This window comes from uncultured Amaricoccus sp. (assembly GCF_937858865.1).
Lineage (GTDB): Bacteria > Pseudomonadota > Alphaproteobacteria > Rhodobacterales > Rhodobacteraceae > Amaricoccus.
Genome location: NZ_CALLYO010000572.1, coordinates 1 through 3,045, shown reverse-complemented (window position 1 = coordinate 3,045; position 3,045 = coordinate 1). Strand labels below are relative to the sequence as shown.

Annotated in this window: 3 protein-coding genes; 1 reads left to right on the top strand and 2 read right to left on the bottom strand. The window is 69.8% G+C overall.

All coding sequences use genetic code 11. The features are described 5' to 3' along the window. Positions 1 to 92: 92 nt before the first annotated feature. Positions 93 to 1,067 carry an SDR family oxidoreductase gene (locus tag Q0112_RS17000; protein ID WP_297977192.1) on the top strand — a complete coding sequence of 325 codons (975 nt, stop codon included), beginning with the start codon at positions 93 to 95 and terminating at the stop codon, positions 1,065 to 1,067. 153 nt (positions 1,068 to 1,220) lie between these two features. Here the strand turns inward: Q0112_RS17000 and Q0112_RS16995 are convergent, their stop codons facing one another. Both Q0112_RS16995 and Q0112_RS16990 read right to left on the bottom strand, forming a co-directional pair. Further along, entirely contained in the window at positions 1,221 to 2,108 is an 888-nt protein-coding gene (locus Q0112_RS16995) for a cation diffusion facilitator family transporter (protein WP_297977191.1), read from the bottom strand. Positions 2,109 to 2,211: 103 nt separating this feature from the next. After that, a complete protein-coding gene (locus Q0112_RS16990) occupies positions 2,212 to 2,709 on the bottom strand; it encodes a fasciclin domain-containing protein (RefSeq protein WP_297977190.1) in 498 nt (165 codons plus the stop codon). Between the last annotated feature and the right edge of the window lie 336 nt (positions 2,710 to 3,045).

Sequence of the window (3,045 nt, the reverse complement as noted above, 5' to 3'; positions counted from 1 at the left end):
TCCGGGCGGGGCGGCGGAACGGCGGAGAGGCTCGGAGTTGGGTCTCGCGAGGCGGTCCGCGGCGGGCTGCCGCGAGCCCGAAGGAGAAGCCAGTGGCCGATAGCGACACCCGCGATCCCGATGCCGTCGTCGGCGCGCAGCGTGCCATCCAGGAGGAGGTGCGGCGCGACGATCGGGAGCGGGGCGGCAAGGAATCAGGTCCGGCGCAGCTCGGTGCCCGCACCTATCCGGTCCCGCCCTTTCCGGAGCAGCATCAGGCGAAGCCGGGCGTGGAGGCGCGACTCGATCCGCTGCCGATGTACGATGCGCCCTACTGGAAGGGGTCGGGCAAGCTCGAGGGCAAGGTGGCGCTCGTCACGGGCGGGGATTCCGGGATCGGCCGCGCCGTGGCCGTGCTCTTCGCGCGGGAAGGCGCGGACGTCGCGATCGCGCACCTCGCCGAGGAGACGGACGCGGCGGAGACGAGGGCCTGTATCGAGCGCGAGGGGCGGCGCGCGCTCGTCCTCCGCGGCAACGTGGCGGACCGCGACTTCTGCCGCGAGGCGGTGGCGCGCACGGTGCGCGCGTTCGGCGGGATCGACCTCCTGGTCAACAACGCCGCCTTCCAGGTGCATGCCGCCGATTTCCTCGAGCTCAGCCCGGAGCATTTCGACGAGACGGTGAAGACGAACCTCTACGGCTACTTCCACCTCGCGCAGGCGGCGGCGGCCGAGATGAGGCCGGGATCGGCGATCATCAACACCGGGTCGGTCACCGGCATCGAGGGCTCGAAGGATCTGGTCGACTATTCGATGACCAAGGGCGGCATCCACGCCTTCACTCGGGCGCTGGCGGCCAGCCTGCTGCCGCGCGGCATAAGGGTGAACTGCGTCGCCCCGGGGCCGGTCTGGACCCCGCTCAACCCATCCGACAAGGAGCCGGGCAAGGTCGCCCGCTTTGGCGAGAAGACGCCGATGAAGCGGCCGGCCCAGCCGGAGGAGATCGCCCCGGCCTATGTCTTTCTCGCCTCGGCACAATGCTCGAGCTACATCACCGGCGAGATCCTCCCGGTCGTCGGCGGCTACTAGCGAGTCTCCCGAGACCGAGGACTCGGCACGTTAACCTCGGTGAAGGAACAATGAACGCGTTTTATATACAGTAAAAGATTCAACCACTTGCCTGATTTCGCACGCGTGCGACAAGTGCGCGCGAGCGCGCTCCTGCGCCTTTGCAGAGGTCTCTCAGAGCACCAGCACCCCCGAGTGCTTCGCCTTGTTCTCCGGCTCGACGTGGATGGTGATGCGGGCGCCCTCGACCGCCGCGCGGAGGCCGCTCTCGATGCGGTCGCAGATGTCGTGCGCCTCGGCGACCGACATGGCGGCGGGCACGACCAGGTGGAAGTCGATGAAGGTCGCGGCACCGGCGGCACGGGTGCGCACGTCGTGCGCCTCGATCGCCCCTTCGGCGTGCCGCGAGATCACGTCGCGGATCTCGGCGAGCCGGGCCTCGGGCACGGCCTCGTCCATCAGCCCGCCGAGCGAGGCGCGCACGACCTGCCAGCCGGACCAGAGGATGTTGACCGCGACGAGCGAGGCGAGCGCGGGGTCGAGGATTGCCCAGCCGGTCAGGACGGCGAGCACGATCCCGACGGCGACGCCGACCGAGGTGACGACGTCGGCGAGCAGGTGCCGGCCGTCGGCGGCGAGGGCAGGGGAGCGCAGCGTCCGCCCGCGGCGGATGAGCAGCCATGCCCAGCCGGCGTTCAGCAGGCCAGCGATGCCGTTCAGCGCGAGGCCGAGGACCGGGGCGTCGATCATCCGCGGCGCGCGGAAGGCGTGCCAGGCCTCGCGCAGGATCAGCATGGCGGCGACGAGAATGAGGACGCCGGTGAGGACGGCGCTGAAATACTCCGCCTTGTGATGGCCGTAGGGATGTTTCTGGTCAGGCGGCTGCGCCGAGAGCCGGATCGCGACCAGCGCGGCGATGGCGGTGGCGACGTTGACGAGGCTCTCGAGGGCGTCCGAGTAGAGCGCCACCGAGCCGGTGACCGCATAGGCGAGATACTTGATCCCGAGGACGAGGAGGCCGACGACGATGCTGCCCGCCGCGATCCTGAGCGTGCCGTTCATCGCGCTCCCCCCGAGGCCCCTCTTCCGCCTCCGGGAGGTAGCCGTCCCCGCCGGGCATGGCAAGGACGGGACCGGCGTCCTGCGCGGGCGGGCCAGGACGGGCTCAGGCGGGTGGCAGGATGACGCCGTCCACCACGTGGATGACCCCGTTCGAGGCCATCACGTCGGGCTGCACCACGTTCACGCCGCCGACGTTGAGGCCGTTGAAGCCGTCGACGATGATGCTGAGGCCGCTCAGCGTCACCAGGGTCGTGGTGCGGTTCACCAGTGCCGAGGCGGGATGGCTGCCCGGGACCACGTGCAACTGCAGGATGCGGGCGAGTTCCTCGCGGTTCTCGGGCTGCATCAGCCGCTCGAGCTCGCCCTCCGGGAGCTTCGCGAAGGCAGAGTTGCGCGGGGCGAAGACGGTGAAGGGCCCGGTGTCGCCGAGCGACTGCACGTTGGCCTGGGCGAGCGCCTGGGCGAGCGTCGAGAAGCTGGCGTTGGAGTTGAAGATGTCGCGGATGGTCGGCCCGGCCGGGGCCTCCGGCGCGCAGGCGGAGACGAGGGCTCCGGCACCCGCGGCGAGCGACAGGCCGACGAAAGTCCGGCGGTGCATCATGACGCTGTCCTTCCCTGGTTGCTGCAGGCGCTCGTGCGGCGCCGGCGGTGCAGGTTACGCGCGGGGGCGGGTGGCTTCAACGGCATGGCTGCGGGCGGCCGGGGTTGCGGCGGCGGGGTGCAAAGATTCTGTCACGAAGCGGCGTTTTTCGCTTGCACCCGGCGCGGGAGCCTCGTATCTACCGCTGCAACGGCGGCGGGGGCGACCTTGTGGCCTGAAAATCAGGGGCTCGGGCAGCTTGTTGCGCCTAGGTTGGGCGTGATGGGGTGCTTTTGGGTCCTCGCTCTTTGACAGTTATATCGATGAAGGGATATGCGGGCGGTTTGGTCTCATTTC

Excerpts from the sequence above, each read along its gene's own strand:
- Q0112_RS16995 (WP_297977191.1), bottom strand. The coding sequence starts at position 2,108 with ATGAACGGCACGCTCAGGATCGCGGCGGGCAGCATCGTCGTCGGCCTC.
- Q0112_RS16990 (WP_297977190.1), bottom strand. The coding sequence starts at position 2,709 with ATGATGCACCGCCGGACTTTCGTCGGCCTGTCGCTCGCCGCGGGTGCC.